1 protein-coding gene is annotated in these 670 nt (G+C 62.5%); it reads left to right on the top strand.

Annotated features, from left to right (window positions below):
• Window positions 1-262 precede the first annotated feature (262 nt).
• On the top strand, window positions 263-670 hold a 408-nt coding region (locus AAAX36_RS09480), incomplete at its 3' end, for an ATP-binding cassette domain-containing protein (RefSeq protein WP_349075302.1).

Here is a 670-nt window from a genome sequence, read left to right as displayed (position 1 = left end):
TCTCGCGCTTCTTGCGGGCGGAACCTTGATATCCGTTTGCTCCGCCGTCCTATCGACCGCAACGAGGCGCGTCCTCGCGGGCCCCCTTACCTCCGCGCTGCTTGTCGCGGCCCCGGCATTCCCGTTACTGTCCGATTCGGCACTAGGGCATAACGCCGCGCTCAATCTCCTGCCGCTGGCCGTATTCTCGCCTATCGAGGCAACGGGTTACGTAGGATGCTTCCCGACAGAATTCATTGGCTCCGGTTCAGGCAGCGCATCGATGCTTGCCGTGGCCCTGGCATACGTCGCGGTCTTTTTTGCGGTCGGCGCCGTTGCGACACGTTCCCCCAAACAGCCTGGACCCGCGAAAAAGCACCATGGGCTCGAGCTTCTGGACGCGAGCGTGGGATACGGGAGCACGACGATACTTTCAATCGGGTCGCTTTTCTTGGGCCCGGGAACGGCGGCGGGCCTCATTGCCCCCAACGGCTCGGGGAAAACCACCCTTCTTGAAGCGCTGTCGGGCCAATTTCCCACCCGCATCCGCTCGGGAAGCCTGGCGGCAGACGGAATCTGCCAGCGTCGATCAGCCGAATTTGCAGAACTCGTCTACCTGAGCTCTTCGGGCAGCGCGGATCTCTATCCCACGCTATCGGCCATCGAGCACCTTGCTTTCGTTAGGGAGGCG

Source organism: Collinsella sp. CLA-ER-H10, from assembly GCF_040092475.1.
Taxonomy (GTDB): domain Bacteria; phylum Actinomycetota; class Coriobacteriia; order Coriobacteriales; family Coriobacteriaceae; genus Collinsella.
This window is presented reverse-complemented; position numbering and strand designations above follow the sequence as displayed.